The sequence below is a fragment of the Paenibacillus sp. QJM3NY_38 genome, from assembly GCF_056173265.1.
Map to the genome: position 1 here is coordinate 5,490,026 of NZ_CM149665.1, position 19,367 is coordinate 5,509,392.

The following is a 19,367-nucleotide window of genomic DNA, read 5'->3' on the forward strand; positions in this document are numbered from 1 at the left end:
ACCTAACAATATTTATCCAGATAATAAAAAGTTATGGAATACGTCAGAAACGTAGCTGCCCAACCCGCTGCGCTCACGATGATCATGAATTCTCTTGTTCCGAAGGGAAGCATGCTGCCGATTCCGATGATAAACAAACATACGGCAGGCACCCACATGGTGATGGACCGCGCCTTCTGAGCATTTATGTAATACCGCTCATCCGGCATTTCCTCCGCCAGCTTCCCATGGAAATAGAAACTGAAAAAGCCGAAAAAACTAAAGTAAAACAAAAATGAAGGATCATGGGTCTTGAAATACTGAAGGCCGTTAAACCCCAACAAACCAAGCAGCCATCCGTGCTTACCGATTCGTACGTAACGCTTCTTCTGTCCCTTATACATTCCTGATTCCTCTCCTGCGGTTAAAAATCAAAACCATCTCTGTCCCTACCAGCAGAGCGATCATATACACAGCCGACTCCATGCTTATCACCGTGACCGCCAATAAACACATGATGAGCGGAACGGCATATTTGCGGGGATGATGCCATAAGTCGCTCTCCACCTTCCAACGGAAAACGGGATGTTTCCATTCGAGCCAAACGGTCGAAATGGCGCATTGGGCGGCAAATAACACACTAAGTACATAATACATGATTTCCAACGATCCATGAAACAGTTGCCAGCATGCTAAGTAGATCGCATATATGAATAAGTTTACTGCCAGTATAAACAGCCCATACGGAACGACTATACGTTCAAGCTGGCCGGGCAGCATTTGGATTTTCCGGTGAAGCCCGCGATTACTCGACAGCAGGATACCGATCGGCGTGTTAAAGGATAGAACCGCGAATCCCAGCGGCAGGTACGAGTCAAGATGCATCTGCTCCAGCATATACGCCATGAAACCCGCAAAGATACATAATGCGAACGTATTGTATAAATAGCTTTTATGGGATAACAGGTAGCGCACAATATACCGCAAGAACGAAGAACTTCGAACCGGAGTTGAATGACTATCCTTCATCCTCGAGTCCTTATAGAATCGGTAAGAATCCGTCCGATGCAGCACGAACCCTTGGAGGATGGTGCTGATCAGCAGTCCCGTCAAACGAAAGAAGGGCTCAGGGAGCAGACAGAGTGCCGCTTGGAGAAGCATCAAGAGACAGGCCGGAACCCTGTTCCCCCTGTTCAGCAGGGCAAATACCACGAAGGCGGTCACCCCCGCATTCAGGAAGTTCAGCAGAAATGCCAGCGCATGCATACCCGTAAAGAGAGAAACCGAGATGTAAAAAACGAGAATGTACGAAGTCTTGGTGACCAAGGTATATAGTGCTATCGCAAGAAAATAAGCTGCGTAGAACATGCTTGGCCTGAATGGAAGCATGAACGCCCCCTTCAGCTTCCTCCGGTTATCATCCGACGATAAGGTTCTTACTACCATGCCAAACGTAAATACGGAGATGGCCGTCATGAATACATTTAAGGATACGTGGTAATCGATATCCAGGCTGCTCATCGCCGCATATAAAACAAGCAGGGCTGCGGCATGCTTCCACAAACGGTCGTAGCTTGAGCCCAGGAATTTTTTGGCGAATCCATGAAATGTCGAGATCACTTGTTCAGTACCCCTCTAATAAACTCGGGATCCATGTCTCCCTGCAAAAAGGTATGACGGATCGATCCGGCTTCCAAAATGATGATGCTGTCTGATGTTAGACATAAACTCTCCAGAACGTGAGAAGAAAACAAGATCGTCCCATGTTTCCTGTACTCGTTCATCTTTTGATACAGAAATTCCGTGCTTTCGAAATCCAATCCGTTGACCGGCTCATCCAACAGCAGCAGCTCCGGGCGCAATGCAAATCCCGTGATCAGGTAGGCTTTCCTCCTGCTGCCCATCGATAATTGGCCCAAGTATGCGTTCCGGTAATTCTGAAAATGGAATCCTGCAACGAGCTCGTCCAAGATATCGTGACGGACCTCTTGTCCGTAGGATTGAAACACATGCCGTACATACTCCTCGAACGTGAAATACTCAAACGACTCGTCCTCCGAGAACACGGTATATCGATTACGTTTAAATGCAGGGCTTGTCAGCGAAGTTTCCTCGTTCTTCCACTGCAGCCGCTCCAGCGAATAATGCCGGTGAATGCCGCTCAGGACATGGAGCAGCGTGCTCTTGCCGGCCCCGTTCAATCCCACCAAACCTATGATCTGATTAGGGCCAATCTCCAAATTAAGATTGGAGATGACGGCGTCTGTTTCCGCACGGTACCAAGCAGCTAATCCCTTCATGCTTAATAAATGCCGCCGCTCCACCCCCTCATTGCTTGCCGACATTCCAACGTTTCCAGCCTGCATAAACAAAAAGAACGCCTCCTGCCAAAAATAATAGAGCCAGCGGGTACGACTGTTGGACAAGTCTCTGAATGCCAATGCCGATCCAGAGCAGTCCCATCGCGAATCGGAGAATGATTTTCATCGCAAACGCCTCTTTCAATAGTGATATATTTGTAACTTTACGTGATAAATATATCACCTTATGATCCAAGGGTCAAATGGGATCACGAATTGACATGCGTCAGGTAAACTTTTACAATACGGGACGTATATCCGTGACTAAACTTTATAAACTGGAGTGAATACGATGCAAATTCGATTGATGACCGACAAAGATATGGACAGCCTCATTGACATTTGGCTGGCCGCCTCGAAGGAGGCCCACCATTTCATTTCACCCGAATACTGGGAATCCAAGCAAAAGGACATGCGAAACGTGTATTTGCCAATGGCCGATACCTATGTCCTAGAGGAAGCGGGCACCACGGTAGGCTTTATATCGACCGTTCAGCATGCCTTGGCCGCTTTGTTCGTTCACCCTCGCGATCAGGGCAAAGGTTATGGCCGGGCTCTTCTTCAATTCGTGAAGGATCGCAGCCCCAAACTCGAGCTCAAGGTATATAAAGAGAACGGGAACGCATTTCGTTTTTATTCCCGGAACGGCTTTGCCGTCGTTGAAGAAACCATCGACGAGGATACCGGTCAGGCGGAATTCGTCATGACCTGGGAAGAACGATAAATGGCAACATGCGCCTTCATATTCAAACAGGCAGAAGGTGACCGGAATTTGTCCGGTCACCTTCTGCCTGTATTTTTTACTGAACCTTTTGGTGTCTTCAGAGCGAATTTATAGGTGAGGTCACATTAAAGGAGGAGCAAGCTTGCAAGGTTCAGACTTAACGCCGTGAATAGATTCTTTTACTTACCGGACAAATAGAGGCCAAACTCTGATAATAATGCACTTCCCACGTACGTTCCCGTGAACACGAAAACCGCAACAATGGCGACGCGCCACGAGGTTTTGCGAAGATCAACCAGCCTGTCGGCAACGGAAATGCCGGCAAACGCCAAGATCGGGGTCGTAATGGACAAGAAGTTGACGTTGGCGATGGCATCCACGAACACATCCGAAATCAGGCAGCAGATAAGCGAAACGATCGATACCCAGCCAAGAACCGGGAAGTCCTGCAAGAATTTCACCGGAGTCTTTTTCATGAGGGACGAGATCAGAACGCCAATGAAGGAAAAAAGCCACAGCACGGCCAAGCCGGCTATCGTCCCTAACGTAATATGGCCTTCGCCGTTTTTGATGAACTTCATTTGCTCCGTAAATAAAATAAGACCGACGCTAAGCAGCAGGACGAGGGCGTATTTTGCGTATTTATTCAAACCGGTGCTCATTTCTTATCACCTCTGACCATTAATTTGTACATGAACCGCTGCAGCGGCACCGCGAGAAATACCATCGTATACGTTCCGAGGAAGCTGGTAAGCAGCTGGCTCGCAGCAGCGTATCCGTTAATGGTCTCCGTCATCTCAGGAGAATGCGCGACTAGCGCGGAAGAAGAGCCTGTCATCATACTGGCGGAGCCGACGCCGGAGGACATGGCCAACGCTTCGATCGAGAAGCCGGCAGCAAGCATGATCGGCGCAAGAATGCTGAAAAACAGCGTGCCGAACAGGGTACCTATAATATAGAGGGACAGCACCCCGCGGCCTTCGTCGGAGTCAAGCGTATATTTCTCGGATATGTAAGCGAGTTCCCCTTCCCTCCCAAGTCCAAGCGTAGCGCCGATGGCTTCCCTTCTCAGACCGAGCAGGATGGCGATGGGAAGTCCGAGCAGAATCGTACCCAGGTTGCCGATTTCCTGAATGATGAATACCCAGCCAACTTTTAAAATTTCTTCTAATCTAGGCGCAACGTCGGCGCCGTATCTCGCCATAAGCGGCAGCATAATGAAGATCAGATACTTGCTGGAGAAACCGACGTTCTCCTTACTGTAAACTTTCTTCATAAAACCTTTCCGGAATATCGACAAACCGAGCACCATCGTGATCAAAATGGCGAATACGAGCGGGAGCAGGCTGATTTTTACGGAGCCCACCTGGATCGACTGAATGCCGATAAATTCGGCAACCGCGATTACAATGAGCACGAATGCAAGCAAATAGAGATACTGTAGTTTTATCTTCATGCCATGATGTCCTCTTTTCTGTTCTTAGTTGGAGCTAACTATCGATGCAAGGAGCTGCTCGTATTCGGCAAATGTACGACGGTACAGCTTCGATCGATCAATACGTCCGCTCATTCGCTCCAGCACCTGGGTTAAAAATCTCGGGAACACTTCATAGATAAACTCGGGATCGATATCCTTGAAATCGTCGCCGTGGATCGTCCCCGTAAAACCACTGTAGCCGATTTGAATGCAAGGCATCATGAAGGCCAGATCGCCGATATCTCCTGCCGCGCTGATGGCGTTATTGTTCCAAATACGCGCGATCTCCTCGTTATCCTGGAACGCCTCTAGCACGAATTCGGACAAATACCGGTCCTGAACGAACGGCAAATATCCCATCTGCGTCTTAATCTCGACTTCGCCTTGTAGGGCAAGCGCGCTGCCCTTGGCCGCATCGTCCATCTTGGAGGCCGCTTCCTTCATATAGTCGACCGACTGGGTGCGCAGATCGCTGCCCACCGTAATCCGGTTGGGAATGACGTTTGTCGACATGTCGGAGTCCAGAACTATCGGATTCATGCGAACCTTCTCACTGTCCTTCATTTGCTGCCTGCTGAGCCCTAACGCCACATTGAACAGGGTTGACATGCTGTAGGCATTTTTGGCGGAGAAAGGATCGAAACCCGCATGGGTTGCTTTTCCGGTAAACGTATAATGCTTGTATAGAAATCCAGCCAGGTCGCAGTTGATTTCGATCGTGCGCTCTGCAAACTCACCACCCATGGCGTGCACGCATAACCCGATGTCGATATCGTCGAACACGCCGAGTTTCATCGCTTCGGGTTTCCCTCCGTAATAGGAAATCTTACCGCTGGCAAGCAGTTCGTCCCTATAGGCGAGATCCAAATACTCCTCAGCCGGAATAAAAATAAACGTTAAACTATAATCAAGGGCTTCGTACGCCTTTGATTCAACATAATGTTTGTACAGAGCCAGTGCGATCGCCACCTGCGTATAATGACCGCAATTGTGTGCCGCTCCCGTCTTCTTATCCGATCGCCAATGCGTTGGAGCGTAAACGGCGTCCAATTCCGCAATAAAAGCAATATTCAGCGGCTTGCCGCTGCCGAGGGTTGTCCGAAGCCCGGTCGTACTGAATGATTGCAGCTCAATATCCGGATTTACCTTCTTCAAAAATTCGGTCACTGTTTGATGGGTCTTAAATTCCTTGTAGCCAAGTTCGGGGTTATCGAATATGGTCCGTCCAACGCCTGCAATTTCTTCGTACTGTTCTTTAAAGCTCATAGCTGCCTCCTTCTTGATGAAAATAATTCTTATGTTATTTTAATTCTCTTCATTATGTCAATAAAAATCACGTTATATTATTTTTCTATAGAGGTAATTATAATTTGATATAACTCGCCCTTCCCGCACAATGATGAAGATGGTCTGGAATTCAAAGCCTATTTTTTGCCATTACGAAAAAATTAAACCTATTTTTCTGTAAAGCGCCAAAAATATCTGGTTTTAGCTTCGATGTAAGAAAAGTAAACATGGTACGTTTTATCACAGCTCAGGAACCAAAAACCCTTGATGATATACCATCAAGGGTTTTCTTATTATGGAGCCTTGGAGGATAGAACCGCTGGCCTCAATCTTCAGATAGCGAAGTCTTGGTGACATTTACTTTCTGCCGCCGTTCCAAGAAGGACTCCCAATCCATATGTTCATTGCTTATGATTTATCATTACATTTCCTTCGAACGTATACGTCTTACCCGCCTCCGCGATAAAGGAGACGGGAGCGAAGCCGGGAGCCTCGATCTCGCATGTCCCAGACACTGTGCATTCTACGATGACTTCTGAAATCTTCGATTCTGCCCACTTGAAGCTGAACGTGAATCCGCCGCGTGCGCGCAGCCCCTTAACCTCGCCTTCGCTCCATACGTCCGGAATCGCTGGCAGCAACCGAATGATGCCGGCATGGCTTTGCAACAGCATTTCCGCGATACCGGCAGTTCCGCCGAAGTTTCCGTCAATCTGGAACGGAGGATGATTGTCAAACAGGTTGGTCATCGTAGAATGTTGCAGCAGTGCCATCACGTTGTCGTATGCGAGCATCCCGTCCTGGAGTCTGGCCCAGAAATTGATGATCCAGGCCCGACTCCAGCCGGTATGACCCCCACCGGAAGACAGTCTGCGCGTCAGTGTGGTCCGTGCGGCTTCGGCTAGATTAGGCGTGCGCTCGGTCGTGAACGCATCGCCAGGATACAGGGCGAACAGATGAGAAATATGGCGATGACCCGGCTCCTCCTCTTCGTAGTCCTCCATCCACTCCTGGATTTGTCCGTATTTGCCGATCTTCGGCTGCGGCAGCCGTTTCAGGGCAGTCTCCAGTTCGTCCTTGAAAGTCTCATCCTTCCCAAGCAGCTTCGCGCCCTCGATGCAGGCGCCGAACAGCGCGCCAATAATCTGAAAATCCATGGACGCGCCTGCACATAACACACCCGCTTCCCCACTTGAAAGAATATATCGATTTTCGGGCGAGACGGATGGGCAAGTAATGAGCCTTCCCTGCTCGTCTTCGACCAGATAATCGAGCAGAAAGAGTGCAGCTTCCTTCATCGTATCGTATGCTCTATCAAGGAAAGTGAGATCACGCCCGAATCGGTAATGTTCCCATAAATGAAGACAGAGCCAGGCCGCACCCATTGGCCAGAATGAAGCCGGCAAATACGTATCCTGCGGCGCCGTATCCGCCCAGATATCGGTGTTATGGTGGGCCGTAAAGCCGCGGCACCCGTACATCACTTGTGCGGTTACCCTGCCCGGCTCCCGCATGCGTTCGATGAGATCGAACAGCGGCTCGTGACATTCCGCCAGGTTGCAAAGCTCTGCGGGCCAGTAGTTCATCTGAGTGTTGATATTGATCGTAAATTTACTGTCCCACGGCGGCGTGAAACTGTCGTTCCAGATGCCCTGCAGGTTCGCTGGTAGTGAACCGGGTCGGCTGGACGCAATAAGCAGATACCGGCCGTAATGAAAATACAGGGCGACCAGGCCATGATCCGCTTCGCCCCGCTTTACGCGATCCAGCCGCTCGTCGGTAGGCAACCCGGCCAGCTCGACACTTCCCGGCAGCGACAGATTCGTACGGCCATAAAGTGACTGGTAATCGGCAAGATGCCGCTCCAGCAGCTCTGAGTAAGATTGATTCAGCAGGCCATTCAGATGCGACCTGCAGTGTGCGGAGGGGTCCGTTTGGCGGAAGGTCGTTGCCGCAGCAAGGAACAATGTTACGGAATCGGCGTTCTCGATTACAAGATGCTCACCGATCGTCTGGGCGGCGCCTCCGTTGCTAACCGCCTTCAAAGCGGCGCAAAAAGTGCTTCCGCCCTCCCCGCCGCTATGTCCTGTCATGACCAGTCCGTCTTCGCCCCATTTCTCGGTCTTCTCCAAGTACCTCCATCGACCGCGATTAAAACGAGCCTTGAACGAAATCGCGCCGATTTTATCGGCTGATAGTCGGATGACCAGCGCTTGATCGGGATAGCTAGACAAAACTTCACGTGTATACATGATATCTCCGATCCGGTAACGCACCGTGACGGTTCCGCGTTCAAGATCCAGCTCCCGGCTGTACTCCATGCAGGGCTCATCCTGACCCTTAAACATCAGGAGAAGATCGCCTAGCGGAAGGTAGTGGCGCTGCGTTTCCGGAAGTCCGGGAAGGGCTAGCGAGGCCAGCTCCTCCGCTTCCTTCAGACGCCCCTCCAGGATCAGTTTCCGCAGCTCTGTCAAATTGGGTAGCGCGTCCGGATTGTTCCGGTCTCGTGGGCCTCCGTACCATAGGGAGTCCTCGTTGAGCTGTAAACGCTCCGCCGAAACTCCCCCGAAGACCATCGCCCCCAGCCGTCCGTTGCCTACCGGCAGCGCTTCGTTCCATTCCTTCGCGGGCTTTGAATACCACAAGCGGTGCTCCTGTAACCGGTTGTCCATTCTTATCTCTCCTCCTCTAAAAAACTGGTTTTAGTTGATCTCTACAATGGCTTTGACCACGCAGGATTCCGGCTTCAGCCAGGCGTCGAACTGCTCTGTCATCCGATCGAGCGTACAACGGTGCGTAATATAGGCGTTTAGATCCAATTTGGAGCTCTTCACCGCCTCGGCTACGCGTCTGAAATCTTCCCGTGTAGCGTTACGACTGCTTAGGAGCGTTAGTTCCCGTGCGTGAAACTCAGGATCGTTAAACGTAATATCGCCATTCACGAGTCCGACGTAAACAAGCGAGCCGCCGTGACCGACCAGCCCGAATGCATCCGTCATCGAACGCAGGTTACCTGTCGCGTCGATGACCACGGACGGCAGTTCTCCATCGTTCCATTCGAGAAGGCGATCCTTCAGACTTTCCGTCGCAAGAACGGTATGTACTGATTTGGCCCAGGATTTGGCGAAGGCAAGACGGTCTGCATTCACGTCCATCGCGGCCACCTCGGAACCGGAAGCTGCCGCCATCGCCATGACACCAAGTCCGATTGGCCCGGCTCCAATTACGAGTGCACGCACGCCGGGATGTAGACCCGATCGGCGGAGGGCATGCGCGCCGATCGCCAGAGGCTCGAGTAGAGCCGCCTGATCCAGTGACAGCCCTTCCATCCGGAATAGATGGGAGACGGGAACAGAAATCCGCTCGCGCATGCCGCCATCCAGGTGCACGCCCAGCACGCGCATGCTGCGGCAGCAGTTCGTTTTGCCGCTTAGGCAGGCGCCGCAATGGCCGCAGTGCAGGTACGGAATCATACTGACCTGATCGCCCACTCTTAGCCCTTCCGGATTATCGCCAATCTCTTCAATCACCCCGGAGAGCTCATGCCCGAGGATGCGAGGGTAAGTAAAATAAGGCTGGTTTCCCTGGTATGCGTGCAGGTCCGTGCCACAGATGCCGATGCGCCGAATCGCAACAATCGCCTCTCCTTCGCCCCTAACTGGCTCGGGTAAATCCTCTCGATAAACCAGCCTTCCGGCTTCTTCGCAGACAACCCCTTTCACTACGCCCGCCCCTCTTTCGCTTCCGTCCGTGGACTGCCATTATACTCAGGCAGTCCGCTCGCCCAGGTCCGATTATGGACCGAAGCGAGAATGTCCGACACTTCACCCAGCAGCTCCTGGTCCATCGGCTCTTCGACCCACCTTGCGTTCTTGACGATGTTTTCCGGATTAGCCGTGCTCACCAGCGTCGTCGGAATACGTTCGTTAGCGGTCGAGAACTGCACGGCCAACTGGGCGATATCGTATCCGCGGGAGGCACAGTGTTCGGCCGCCTTCCTGCAGGCAGCTTTGAGCTCGGGATCGGCCGGGTGCCAGTCAGCGGTTTCTCGGGTGCTCAGCAGCCCCATGGAAAGCGGTGAAGCATTGACCAGGCCGATGCTGCGTTCCTCTAGCAGCGGAATCAGATCAAGCAGTGTGGTATCGTTGAGAGAATAGTGGCAATAAGACAGGATCGCGTCCACTTCAATCTGCGGAAGGATCTGCTCGAATAGTTTCAGCGGAAGTCCGCTAACGCCTGTAAAACGGATCTTCCCCTGCTCCTTCAGCTTGAACAGTGCAGGCACAGCTTCCTCTAGAATGATGCCGGACGGCACGAATTCAATATCATGCAAAAAAAGAATATCGAGATAATCCGTGTTCAGCCGCCTCAGGCTATCTTCAACGCTGTCAAAAATTCGTTTCGCAGAAAAATCAAATGTATTCTCACCATATCGTCCTGCTTTGCTCGATAGCAGGAAACGATCCCGCGGAAGCTCCTTGATCGCCTGGCCGAGTACGGACTCCGCCTTGGTCAATCCATAGTAAGGCGAAACATCAATATAGTTGATGCCTGCATCAAGGGCAGCATGCACTGTTTTAATGCTCTCGCGGTCTGACGTTTCGCGGAAGACCGATCCGAGCGAAGAGGCGCCGAAGCTGAGGACCGACACCTCGAGTCCCGTGCGACCCAATTTTCGAAACTTCATTTTGGTTTCCCTCCATCCATGCATATTGGCGATTCTTTTTCCAGACTTTTTGGCCGATTACCAGCACTGTGAGCTCAGGTTCTAAACGCTCAAAGCTTGTAGAACTCTTTCGCATTGACTCCGAACAACCGCGACTGTTCCTCTTCTCCCCAAGACTTCGGTAGAGCCCGCCGAACAATCTCTATGACCTCGTCGTACCCGGCAGCAAGCAGGCAGACTGGCCAATCGCTGCCAAACATGACTCTGTCTGGGCCAAATATCTCCAGAATGTGCTGGACATAAGGAGCGAACTCTACGTAATCCCAGCTTTCATGATCGGCTTCCGTCACCATCCCTGAGATTTTGCAGTGGATGCCTGGAAACGCAGCAGCCTGGCTCATTGCCTCTGCCCATGACTCCCATTCATCGCTTCGGATCGACGGCTTTCCGATATGATCAATGACGCCCCTCAGGTTTGGAACCTGCCTCAGCAGCTCCAGTACTGGGGGGAGTTGCCCGGATACGATCAACAGATCGATCGAAACATCATCCTGGGAGTAGCCTTTAAGCGCTTTCACAAATGCTGGCTCCAAAATTCGCGCTGCGTCGGGCATGTCCTGGATCATGATACGAAAGCCTGCAAATTTCGGGTGGCGGCTGAATCTCTCGTAATGCAGTCGGTGGTTCGGGTCGAACAGATCGAGCCAGCCTACGACGCCAAGTATGGAAGGCGTCTGTTCAGCCAGCCTCAGCATAAAGTCTGTTTCCGAGACAGTCGGGGCGGCTTGAACCAGGATCGTACCATCCAGCCCATGGACGCGTAAATGCGGCTCCAGATCGGCTGGCAAAAAATCGCGGTAAAGCTTCGGGATCTCCGGCGTAATCCATCCGTAATCCCCTCGTGCGATAGACCAGTAATGCTGATGGGCATCGATTCTCAACTTAAACAAGCACCTCGTTATCTAAATATCTTTGATATCCTTAGTTTGAATACCCTTATTGTATATTCCGTTTTATGATATTGTAATGTCTAGAACAGGCATTTTTATATCCTTTTTTGATATGACCAAGCGCCGAAAAGGAGGTCTCCATCCATGCAGCCCTACCGTAAATCATTTGCCGGAGATCCGCTGTTTCCGTTTGAAATTGTGTATAAGACAATAAAGTACCCGGACAATGAACTCCCCAATCATCTGCATGATCATTATGAACTCGTTTATGTGCACAGCGGCCAAGGGATCTTTTTCATTGACAATTGCTGGTACCAAAAAAGCGCCGGCGATCTGTTCGTTATCCCCGGCAACACGATCCATCATTCTCTACCGGACCTAGAAGACCCAATCGTCTCATCGGCGATTTTCTTTGCACCGACTCTCATTGCCGGGCCTTCGCTCGGCGATGGATACTTTCCGCTTCAATGCTATGAAATCGCCCGCAAAAAAAAGCAGTTCAAGATTGGACTGGCGGGATCACTGCGAATTGCCGCCGAAATGGCAATCAAGCAAATCGCGGACGAGTTCGCGAACCAGGAAACGGGATACCGTGAAGCCGTGCTGCTGACGATCGGCCAGTTACTTCTGCAAATTAATCGTCATCTCCTGACCGATGAAATAACCCAGCACGAAAGCCCGCGGATTGGCCCCTCCTGGATATTGCGGGCTCTAAAGCGGATTGACGAGCATCCCGAGCGAGAGATTCATCTAACTGACCTTGCAAGGGAAGCCTGCGTGTCGCCTTCTCATTTCTCCAGAGTATTCCGGCAGTTAACTTCACTGAACGTTATAGGCTACGTCAACACCAAACGTATCATTAAAGCCAAGGAACTTCTATTGTTTTCCGACGAGAATGTGAATGTGATCGCAGAGAAATGCGGATATGAGACACCTGCTCATTTTTACAGAGTATTCAAATCGTTAACAGGAGAGACGCCCGGCCAGTACAGAAACCGAAGCTAAAATAACTCCCTATTTGAAACGAGAGACGAAGCGGCGCTGCCAAGGCGTCTCAACAGCACGTGGAGTGTAGTGCTCCCGGACATAGTCGACAGCTTTATGATGGGGTACTCCATCAATCACAGCAAGACAGGCTAGTGCAGTCCCCGTTCGTCCAATCCCTCCCCCACAGGCGATTTCGACCCGTTCAACTTCAGCCCGAGTCCATGCTTCGCGAAGCGCGTCAGCGGCTGCAGCCTTGTGTTTGGGCAGCCAGAAGTCCGGCCAAAGAATCCAGCGGCTTTCCCAGGTAACCGGCGCTGGTTCTCGCCCGAGCAGGTAGAGTGCAAAAGTGGGTTGAAGCCCTGGGGGAAGTGGACGTCTTAGTGCTCGGCCGCGGACGAGTCGACCTGAAGGGAGGCGCAGCACACCTTGCGATTCGGGGTTCCATGTATCATTCATAATGTCACTCTCCTAAGGTATCATTTATCTCAAGAATCAGGATAACTTCTTCTTAAGGATCAATAAGTGACCCGTTTGATCACCAAAATACTTTCATCAAACAGTCCACTTGTCATTAGATGAGGTGGACGTTTGGAGCGAATTTCTGGATCAGGATGTTGTTCAGAACCAAAAGTAAACGCTACGGGTTGATTCCCTTTAACCTCTACAATGACATCCAAACCTTGTTTTGGAATACCTGCTTGTTTGTAATAAAAAGTGTCCATTGATTTAGGTATGGTAAAGGATTCTTCACCAACTTTTATTTTTTGAACGCGACCACCAGGAATAGACAGATACATGTTTTACACATCTATTCCACCTGAAAATCGAAAATGAATCATCTTATTCCCTTGTTTTTCCTCTGTCTTTACTAGCTTTATTGGTGGCATTTGATAGTTTCGTACGGGTGCATTTCCTACCCATGCTTTTTTATCATAGTTAAACGGTAAAATAGATTTTATATTGGATATATTCGTTGTAGCTATATATTTCTTCGTCCAATCATCTGGTGGTTGGGTTGTAACCCACTGTGCTTGTTTTTTATCCTGGTCCACGACATAGAATAGGTTACTATCTATAGGTCGATCTGCACTTGGGTTAGCTCTGAAAAAACTAATCGATAATATTACTACCGCGATTCCTATCAGGGTATAAGGTACCCATCGTCCTAGTTGGAATAGCTGTTTACATTGCATGAATAACAAAGCTAAGAGCCAAACAAAAAGTAACATGAGATAAGGTACAAGACTGACCGGAAAAAAGGTGAAAAGCAACTTGAGCAGTGGGACGAACAGTACTATGGGTAAGAAGGATATAAGGGATAACACCCATGTATTGGTATTTATTTTATCCATTTTATTCTTCCATACCACCCACCCAAGTATCAGTAGTGATACAAGCAATGGCCAAGCAAACAGATAGCTGGCACCAGGCAGAAATTGTGTTAACAAAATGAGAAATATGACACCAAGAAAGATCGCCGACAATGTCATTTCCCATTCATTTACGGTGCGTAATTTCCTCCAGATAAGGAAACAGATAGATGCCGTGATTAACAGAAATGCCCACTGATAATAAAGACTGTCATATACTGCACCACTAAATAAAGTCATTTTTTCAGCCCAAAGTGCGTTTACCCCCATCCAAATCAGTACCGTTGCGATGATCGAAGAAATGACAGTTAACAGGATAGCTAGCAAACTGATTCCTAACCCTTTGAAAGTGGCGCACTTTTTCTTTACTGCAAAGATCGTAACCATTGCAAATAAAAGTACAATCAGCCCTGTAAGGGGATAGACCCAGTAGTAAGAGTAGGAAATGACTACCCCAAAAAAGTTAAAATAAACGGCATTCTCTTTCTTAATATCATGTAATTCCAATTGACCGAAGTGCCTAGCCATGGCTAAGGCGTTTTGCCCTTGGTGCTCTAACGAACGTATATCTAGGTGTTTGACATCATCATGTGGTGTATGGTATCCGGTCCATCCATCACCATAAGCAAAATTCAATCCGGGTATTTTATTTTCATTGGAAACCGTTAAATCCGAGTCGTTTGGCATGATTTCAAACAGATTTCCTAGTAAGGATGAAGTAACAGGATTGGGGGCTGCTTTGGCAAATTCTTTTACCATCCAACCGTTTTGATCACTGGTTTGGAACATGATAGACGGACCACTTGTTCCTCTTGCCTCGAAATTAATGATGAGATCCATTTTTTGTTTATGATTTGATTTCGTCCAAAATTCCTTTGCTCCCATTAATCCTTGCTCTTCGCCATCTGTAAACACAAAATAGATATCATTTTTCAAAGGAGGACCTGATTTTAATACACGTATGGTTTCTAATAGAGCAGCTACTCCGCTTCCATCATCACTAGCTCCTGGTCCTTGTTGAACAGAGTCATAGTGTGCAGACATCATCATTGCATGATCACTGCTGGTACCTTCAAGTTTACCAATCACGTTGTACATATCTCCGCCAGTCAACATTTTGGGGTATAGAGAAGCATGATTGGAGTGTTCGATTTCTGGTCTCAATCCCATTAATTTTAGTTGTTCAACAAGATAATTTCTTACTTTTTCATTTTCTGCTGATCCGCTTGGATGAGCTGTCTTTGCTATGTGGTTTAAATGTTGGACAGCACGATCTGCTGAGAAATTTTTCGAGATGTCCGCCTTCTTATCTGGACTGGGTGGAACAATGGTATACAGGCTGATAAAGGCAAACAAAAATATAAATGATATGATCGTAATGGCTTTAAAATTTTGATTATTAGTCATGATTAATCCCTCCTTATGGTTACATGGTTGTAAGTATCATAATGAAAAAGAAAAAGACAAACCAATGGTTTATCTTACAGTTACCTTACTATACGGTAAGGTAGGTTATTTAGAAAAAATTACGCACTGTCCTCCCTTTGCCAATAAGGAAGGTTCTAATTCCGAACGAGATCGAAAAAAAAAGACAACCCTAATGGGCTGCCTTCATTCAATCGCTATTTGGCTTCAATGGCCGCGTTTGCACCTTGCGCCTAGGTTGTTCGCTATGATGAGATTGATGATCTGGTTGATTACCCGCAGCTAAGCGGAAATATGTCCCTTATGAACAGAAGCAGCTTCTTATTTCATGTCCTGCCAGCTTTTGAAATCGTGAATGGCAAAGCCGGCATAGCTTGCGTAGTGCGCCAATTGATTATGGGCGGACTGAAGCTCCTTTTCCATCACTTTATTACTTATGGAATAGAATGAGACCCGAGGACCCTCTGTGCTTTTGACCGTTTCAACAGCAACAACAATTTTCTTCTTGAGCGTGGAGGCTTCTCTCAGCATGACCTGCGCATTTTCCACGATTCCATTATTGCCTAACGCATGATTCCGATAATTCATGATGACGAGGCAATCGAACTTCTCCAGCATCCATGCGCTCATGCTGTAATTCTTCCCGGGTACATGAATCGTATTAAGCCAGTACGGAACGTCCATCGAAATTTTCAAGCCGCTGCCTTTCGTTTCTTTTTCGATCAGTCTCATATTGTCCATCCAGCTTTCAAGAATCGCCTTGTTGTGCTTTGTCCATTCGCTTAGCGCATAAGGTTCAATATCGAAATGCAGTCCCGTAAAGCTTCCTTCCGGGCCAACAGCGAAATTATAGGTTTTAACCCACGCGATGAAATTTCGAATATCCTCCTGCTTAGACTTATAGACCCATTCGGGCCGCCCCTCAAGTGCTTCCACTTGAATTCCTTCGCTTTTGGCTTTTCGAATAAAGCCCTCATATATCGCTGGATCGATATCTCTATCCACCTGAAGGTAAATAGATGTCACACCCTTCATTTTGGCGAAGCTTATCATTTTCTCTTGATCCTGTTTGATGATGTGACTGTCCCATATCCATGTTCCTTTCGGAACATTGGCCACGGAGGTCATAATGCTCACCAGATTGCGCGCGGGCTGCCACTCCACATTTGCATGCAATACTTCACTAATAAAACGCACCGGAACCATCGTGCGGCCGTTTTTGAGCGCCGCCGCCCCCTCGAAATCTACTCTTTTTCCATTCACCAGTGCATGATTATCGCCAATTACCAAAATAATCGTGTCACGGTTAAGTGAGATCGTAATTTGTTTTGAACTTCCGTCCCATTTCGTAGCAGCTCCGAGCTTGTCGGATACAAAAGCAAGTGGAACCATCGTATTGGATCTCCGATCGACGTAGGGGTGCTCATCCGGGAATTGTACATCACGCCCATCCACAGATATTCGGACTTCAGAAGCGTAAATAGCGGGGGTGAACGCAGCTAAACTTAGCATGATAGCTAACGTGCATACTAGCAATTTTCTCATGGGTGATTTCCTCATCTTTTTGATATTGTTCTTCTCCTTACTGTGCACGCGTTGTCACATAATGAGATTATACGGGATGTAATAATTGGTAACAAGAGATCAGTAAGGGAAAAGATATGCAGATTTAATTGCTGAGGCGGATGATAGTGGGGAAAAATCATGCGTAAAGTCTGCAAGGAAAAGATATCTTTAGGTTTAGTCTTGTTTAATCGGAACTTGAAAACTCTAGAGAGGGCTCATGTTGGGCAAATAAACGAAAAGCTCAACCAGTAAAAACTGACTGAGCTCATAAACAAAATGACTGCCCCCGTATGACACCCAAAACGTGAACGCAATCTCGATCGATTCAAAGCCTTCTTCCACGATATGACTACGAAGTATTTGATTCACTATGTCACATAGCACCATTTCATTGATGGAGCAACCTCGCTGTCGGCGCTTACGCGAACCAAAGTACTTTCCACCATACGAACGATCCAGTAGTCCATAAAAACAACTGGATAGACTCGTACCAGCCTAATGTGAGAACGAACTTCAGAAGATGGCCTTGAAAGCAACAATCTTCTGGAACTCAGCCATTACCTTGAACATTCCTTTCAAGAAATTCATGGCTATATATATCGGATACTTTTTCCAGCACACGCTGCGCATGTTCTGTAAATTTCAAGTCCGCAATCCGATCTTTGAACAGAAACACGCCGGTCTCATTGCTGTTTTTGCCCTGAGCTCCCTCATATAATAGGTTGGCTCCATGAGTAGGCGGAGAGGAAAAAAACTTCATAAACAGTTCAAACCCTGCGGTCAGTCCGGAATCTTTTCCTTTTCTTAGCGTGTTGTTAATACCCGGATCAACGCTGCGGATCTTGATGCCTTCCTTTGCAAGCTGCGGTGCGACGGCTTGGGTCCACAACGAAAGAGCCAGCTTTGAAGTGGCATATGGTCCATACATTTTGCGGAAGGTTTTGGGATGCTCCAATTTTTCGATCGTAAACTCCTTCGTAAATCTAAACACCTGCGACGAAGTGTTTATCACCGTTTTTAAGCTGCCGTTCTTCAACAGCTCCTTCAATTCCATCAGAATAATAAAAGGAACGACCGTCAACAATTCATAATGCAATTCGCGGCCTTGTTTCGAATAGCGCAGCTCACTTAAGCCTCCTCCGGCGTTGTTAAACAAAATATCGATCCTCTGTTCCTTGCTTTTTATTTCTTCCAAAGCGTGTCTCAAGCTGCCATAATCGGTGAGATCCTTCACTTTATAGGCTCGGAGCCGTCCGTCCTTGAGATGATTTTGGAGGAATCTATCGTCCGCCGGAAAATCCGACCGATTCAAAGTAACCACCTGCCAGTTCTCCGACAGCATTTTCCGGGTCAATGCCAACCCGATCCCGTTACTTGCGCCTGTAATCACTGCAATATGTTCTCGTTGGTTCTTACTCAATGCATATCCTCCTTCATTTAGAATTTTATCGGTTACATGTGCTCATCAGTCGGAGTCGGGCAGGAGGATCAGTTTGCCGTGGGCACTCCCGCTCTGGCTGATTTCGACAGCTGAACGCCAATCGTCGAGTTCGAAAGTCTTCGCGACCGGAATCGTGAACTTGCCGTCCGCTGCGTACCCAGCAAAGTCGCCGACAACGTCATAACGTGCGGTATGCAGTTCTCCATAGCTGGTGCGAACGCCAAGTTCAGCGGCTGCGGCGAAATCGCTGACGGTTAGGACATGCTGGGGATGCCCGTTGACGATTTGGACCAAATCTTTCAATGAACCGCTGATTGGCGCGGTATCCAGGGCGAGATCAACCGGCTGCTTTGCCAGTTCGGTCACTCGTTCGACCATTCCAACACCGTACGAGGTCACCAACGCCCCCATTGAGCGGAGCTTGTCGGCGTAGGTGGGACCAGCGGTTGCGATCACGCGGGCACCGCGCATGAGGGCAATTTGAACGGCGGCGAACCCTACCGTGGTGCCGGCTCCGTGCACGAGTACGATCAGACCCGATTTCACCCCAAGAGTATCAATGCCTCGGTAAGCGGTTTCGACTGCCATTGGCAACGCTGCAGCTTGAACAAAGTCGAGTCCGGCCGGCATGCGGAACCAGTAGTACATAATCGCTCGGTCGGACGCACCGGCGCTCGATCCATTCATGAAATCTGCCGCACCCAGAACGGAATCGCCGATGGCAACATCGGTTACGCCCTCTCCGATTGCGTCTACAATACCTGCCACGTCCAACCCGATTCCGCGAGGCAAGGGCAGTTGACCGGCAAAGTGGCCTTGGCACGTCACCCAGTCAACCGGATTTAAGCCGCAAGCGCGTACTCTCACGCGAATGCGTCCCGGCCCTGGCTCTGGGATCGCCACCTCCTCCAAGCACAAGACATCAGTTGGTTCCCCGTATTCGTGGAACCGGATTGTCCGCATGGTATTCTCCATTGTGATGTCCCCTCCATTTTGCTCTGATAAAATCATGTTCTCTGTAATTTCGAACGGTCTTCCAAGGAAAAGCAACGAAATCCTATACGATAAAGTTCACTAGAAGGCAGGGTGTCATGAACTGAAGCTATGCCCCCCTGCCCTCGCTTTAATAGTCAGG

The 19,367-nt window shown here is 49.0% G+C and carries 19 protein-coding genes; 2 read left to right on the plus strand and 17 right to left on the minus strand.

Annotated elements, in window-relative coordinates; translation table 11 throughout:
- Nucleotides 1-2: 2 nt before the first annotated feature.
- Genes AC0VZ8_RS25275 through AC0VZ8_RS25290 form a run of 4 tightly spaced genes read right to left on the minus strand, consistent with a single transcriptional unit; the run spans nucleotide 3 to nucleotide 2,466 of the window.
- Nucleotides 3-383, minus strand: coding sequence for a DUF2178 domain-containing protein (locus AC0VZ8_RS25275; RefSeq protein WP_260068674.1), 381 nt, complete (start codon nucleotides 381-383; stop codon nucleotides 3-5).
- Nucleotides 376-1,599, minus strand: a complete 1,224-nt coding sequence (locus AC0VZ8_RS25280) for a hypothetical protein (RefSeq protein ID WP_475484803.1) — start codon at nucleotides 1,597-1,599, stop codon at nucleotides 376-378. The genes AC0VZ8_RS25275 and AC0VZ8_RS25280 overlap by 8 nt, the downstream gene beginning before the upstream one ends.
- Entirely contained in the window at nucleotides 1,596-2,345 is a 750-nt protein-coding gene (locus AC0VZ8_RS25285; protein WP_260068672.1) for an ATP-binding cassette domain-containing protein, read from the minus strand. Before AC0VZ8_RS25285 ends, AC0VZ8_RS25280 begins: the two co-directional genes overlap by 4 nt.
- Nucleotides 2,308-2,466: a hypothetical protein gene (locus AC0VZ8_RS25290; RefSeq protein WP_162487664.1), complete on the minus strand. Its 159-nt coding sequence runs from the start codon at nucleotides 2,464-2,466 to the stop codon at nucleotides 2,308-2,310. Before AC0VZ8_RS25290 ends, AC0VZ8_RS25285 begins: the two co-directional genes overlap by 38 nt.
- Nucleotides 2,467-2,631: 165 nt before the next feature.
- On the opposite strand from AC0VZ8_RS25290, the gene AC0VZ8_RS25295 reads away from it, so the two are divergent.
- A complete protein-coding gene (locus AC0VZ8_RS25295) occupies nucleotides 2,632-3,063 on the plus strand; it encodes an N-acetyltransferase (protein WP_475484804.1) in 432 nt (143 codons plus the stop codon).
- Between the two features lie 179 nt (nucleotides 3,064-3,242).
- Here the strand turns inward: AC0VZ8_RS25295 and AC0VZ8_RS25300 are convergent, their stop codons facing one another.
- The 7 genes from AC0VZ8_RS25300 to AC0VZ8_RS25330 all read right to left on the minus strand — a co-directional run bounded on the left by AC0VZ8_RS25300 (nucleotide 3,243) and on the right by AC0VZ8_RS25330 (nucleotide 11,434).
- Nucleotides 3,243-3,725: a hypothetical protein gene (locus tag AC0VZ8_RS25300; protein WP_113057461.1), complete on the minus strand. Its 483-nt coding sequence runs from the start codon at nucleotides 3,723-3,725 to the stop codon at nucleotides 3,243-3,245.
- Nucleotides 3,722-4,519: a DUF3100 domain-containing protein gene (locus AC0VZ8_RS25305; RefSeq protein WP_475484805.1), complete on the minus strand. Its 798-nt coding sequence runs from the start codon at nucleotides 4,517-4,519 to the stop codon at nucleotides 3,722-3,724. The genes AC0VZ8_RS25300 and AC0VZ8_RS25305 overlap by 4 nt, the downstream gene beginning before the upstream one ends.
- Nucleotides 4,520-4,543: 24 nt before the next feature.
- Nucleotides 4,544-5,806, minus strand: coding sequence for a M20/M25/M40 family metallo-hydrolase (locus AC0VZ8_RS25310; protein ID WP_475484806.1), 1,263 nt, complete (start codon nucleotides 5,804-5,806; stop codon nucleotides 4,544-4,546).
- 422 nt (nucleotides 5,807-6,228) lie between these two features.
- Nucleotides 6,229-8,499: a glycoside hydrolase family 95 protein gene (locus AC0VZ8_RS25315; protein WP_475484807.1), complete on the minus strand. Its 2,271-nt coding sequence runs from the start codon at nucleotides 8,497-8,499 to the stop codon at nucleotides 6,229-6,231.
- A 30-nt stretch (nucleotides 8,500-8,529) separates the two neighbouring features.
- Complete coding sequence (locus tag AC0VZ8_RS25320; RefSeq protein ID WP_475484808.1) at nucleotides 8,530-9,549, minus strand: zinc-binding alcohol dehydrogenase family protein; 1,020 nt, start codon at nucleotides 9,547-9,549, stop codon at nucleotides 8,530-8,532.
- Nucleotides 9,549-10,514: an aldo/keto reductase gene (locus tag AC0VZ8_RS25325; protein WP_475484809.1), complete on the minus strand. Its 966-nt coding sequence runs from the start codon at nucleotides 10,512-10,514 to the stop codon at nucleotides 9,549-9,551. Before AC0VZ8_RS25325 ends, AC0VZ8_RS25320 begins: the two co-directional genes overlap by 1 nt.
- An 89-nt stretch (nucleotides 10,515-10,603) precedes the next feature.
- Nucleotides 10,604-11,434 carry an amidohydrolase family protein gene (locus AC0VZ8_RS25330; protein WP_475484810.1) on the minus strand — a complete coding sequence of 277 codons (831 nt, stop codon included), beginning with the start codon at nucleotides 11,432-11,434 and terminating at the stop codon, nucleotides 10,604-10,606.
- Nucleotides 11,435-11,587: 153 nt separating this feature from the next.
- On the opposite strand from AC0VZ8_RS25330, the gene AC0VZ8_RS25335 reads away from it, so the two are divergent.
- Nucleotides 11,588-12,448 (plus strand): helix-turn-helix domain-containing protein, encoded by an 861-nt coding sequence (locus tag AC0VZ8_RS25335; RefSeq protein WP_475484811.1) that lies wholly within the window; start codon nucleotides 11,588-11,590, stop codon nucleotides 12,446-12,448.
- Between the two features lie 9 nt (nucleotides 12,449-12,457).
- Here the strand turns inward: AC0VZ8_RS25335 and AC0VZ8_RS25340 are convergent, their stop codons facing one another.
- The 6 genes from AC0VZ8_RS25340 to AC0VZ8_RS25365 all read right to left on the minus strand — a co-directional run bounded on the left by AC0VZ8_RS25340 (nucleotide 12,458) and on the right by AC0VZ8_RS25365 (nucleotide 19,207).
- Entirely contained in the window at nucleotides 12,458-12,853 is a 396-nt protein-coding gene (locus AC0VZ8_RS25340; RefSeq protein WP_475484812.1) for a protein-tyrosine phosphatase family protein, read from the minus strand.
- Between the two features lie 92 nt (nucleotides 12,854-12,945).
- On the minus strand, nucleotides 12,946-13,227 hold the full coding sequence (locus AC0VZ8_RS25345) for a hypothetical protein (RefSeq protein WP_475484813.1): 282 nt from the start codon (nucleotides 13,225-13,227) through the stop codon (nucleotides 12,946-12,948).
- A gap of 3 nt (nucleotides 13,228-13,230) precedes the next feature.
- Nucleotides 13,231-15,207 carry a M20/M25/M40 family metallo-hydrolase gene (locus AC0VZ8_RS25350; protein WP_475484814.1) on the minus strand — a complete coding sequence of 659 codons (1,977 nt, stop codon included), beginning with the start codon at nucleotides 15,205-15,207 and terminating at the stop codon, nucleotides 13,231-13,233.
- A gap of 339 nt (nucleotides 15,208-15,546) precedes the next feature.
- On the minus strand, nucleotides 15,547-16,770 hold the full coding sequence (locus AC0VZ8_RS25355) for a stalk domain-containing protein (RefSeq protein ID WP_475484815.1): 1,224 nt from the start codon (nucleotides 16,768-16,770) through the stop codon (nucleotides 15,547-15,549).
- A 571-nt stretch (nucleotides 16,771-17,341) separates the two neighbouring features.
- The gene (locus tag AC0VZ8_RS25360) at nucleotides 17,342-18,211 is read right to left on the minus strand and encodes an SDR family NAD(P)-dependent oxidoreductase (protein WP_475484816.1); all 870 of its coding nucleotides are present in this window, start codon (nucleotides 18,209-18,211) and stop codon (nucleotides 17,342-17,344) included.
- 45 nt (nucleotides 18,212-18,256) lie between these two features.
- Nucleotides 18,257-19,207 carry an NADP-dependent oxidoreductase gene (locus AC0VZ8_RS25365; RefSeq protein WP_475484817.1) on the minus strand — a complete coding sequence of 317 codons (951 nt, stop codon included), beginning with the start codon at nucleotides 19,205-19,207 and terminating at the stop codon, nucleotides 18,257-18,259.
- Nucleotides 19,208-19,367: the final 160 nt, after the last annotated feature.

Coding starts and splice junctions, on each gene's coding strand:
- AC0VZ8_RS25290 (WP_162487664.1), bottom strand. CDS start 2,466: ATGAAAATCATTCTCCGATTCGCGATGGGACTGCTCTGGATCGGCATT.
- AC0VZ8_RS25365 (WP_475484817.1), bottom strand. CDS start 19,207: ATGGAGAATACCATGCGGACAATCCGGTTCCACGAATACGGGGAACCA.
- AC0VZ8_RS25345 (WP_475484813.1), bottom strand. CDS start 13,227: ATGTATCTGTCTATTCCTGGTGGTCGCGTTCAAAAAATAAAAGTTGGT.
- AC0VZ8_RS25305 (WP_475484805.1), bottom strand. CDS start 4,519: ATGAAGATAAAACTACAGTATCTCTATTTGCTTGCATTCGTGCTCATT.
- AC0VZ8_RS25325 (WP_475484809.1), bottom strand. CDS start 10,514: ATGAAGTTTCGAAAATTGGGTCGCACGGGACTCGAGGTGTCGGTCCTC.
- AC0VZ8_RS25355 (WP_475484815.1), bottom strand. CDS start 16,770: ATGAGAAAATTGCTAGTATGCACGTTAGCTATCATGCTAAGTTTAGCT.
- AC0VZ8_RS25350 (WP_475484814.1), bottom strand. CDS start 15,207: ATGACTAATAATCAAAATTTTAAAGCCATTACGATCATATCATTTATA.
- AC0VZ8_RS25310 (WP_475484806.1), bottom strand. CDS start 5,806: ATGAGCTTTAAAGAACAGTACGAAGAAATTGCAGGCGTTGGACGGACC.
- AC0VZ8_RS25295 (WP_475484804.1), top strand. CDS start 2,632: ATGCAAATTCGATTGATGACCGACAAAGATATGGACAGCCTCATTGAC.
- AC0VZ8_RS25335 (WP_475484811.1), top strand. CDS start 11,588: ATGCAGCCCTACCGTAAATCATTTGCCGGAGATCCGCTGTTTCCGTTT.
- AC0VZ8_RS25275 (WP_260068674.1), bottom strand. CDS start 383: ATGTATAAGGGACAGAAGAAGCGTTACGTACGAATCGGTAAGCACGGA.
- AC0VZ8_RS25300 (WP_113057461.1), bottom strand. CDS start 3,725: ATGAGCACCGGTTTGAATAAATACGCAAAATACGCCCTCGTCCTGCTG.
- AC0VZ8_RS25285 (WP_260068672.1), bottom strand. CDS start 2,345: ATGCAGGCTGGAAACGTTGGAATGTCGGCAAGCAATGAGGGGGTGGAG.
- AC0VZ8_RS25315 (WP_475484807.1), bottom strand. CDS start 8,499: ATGGACAACCGGTTACAGGAGCACCGCTTGTGGTATTCAAAGCCCGCG.